At 54.2% G+C, this 603-nt stretch carries 1 pseudogene; it reads right to left on the minus strand.

Features of this window, described 5'->3' with window-relative positions:
* Positions 1–121 precede the first annotated feature (121 nt).
* Positions 122–603: pseudogene (locus M7Q83_RS14125) on the minus strand (ISAzo13 family transposase); the annotation flags it as partial.

Here is a 603-nt window from a genome sequence, read left to right on the forward strand (position 1 = left end):
ATCTCCGGTCCAGAGTTACACGAATCGTTGGTCCAGAGATCTGCGAACTATTGGTCCAGAGTTACACGAATCGTTGGTCCAGAGATATAAGAAAAGTCAAGATGACCGGGTCTTGGGTCCTTTGGTACTCCACAACTGTCCGGGCGATGTGTGCGAACTTAGGCATCACGGTCCTCATGGACTCCCCCTTCTCGGGTCTTCTAGCGTCGATTGCAGACTAAAGCCCATTTGGGCGAGCAAATCGCAGACCGTTCGTTGGCTGACATTGTGGCCTTGCTGCTTGAGTTCCTCTGAAAGCCGATAGGTGCTCTTGGTGGTCCAACGCAGTGGTGACATCGGATCACCACGTGAGGTGGGATCTACCAGTGCATCAAGCGCATCAAGCAGGCCAGCATCCTTATCGGTCAACCTCTTTGGACCTCCACCTACTGCCCGTACACGGGGCTTGGGGCCACGCATGTCCCGAGTGGTTGGTACTGACGATTCCAGTTCAGCTAGTCCCGCATAGATAGTTGTGCGTGACATGCCAATTGCTTTGGCAACCATGCTTACCCCGCCACGTCCAATACTACGAGCCTCTACCGCAGCCCATATCCGCAACGT

This window comes from Ferrimicrobium sp. (assembly GCF_027364955.1).
Classification (GTDB): domain Bacteria; phylum Actinomycetota; class Acidimicrobiia; order Acidimicrobiales; family Acidimicrobiaceae; genus Ferrimicrobium.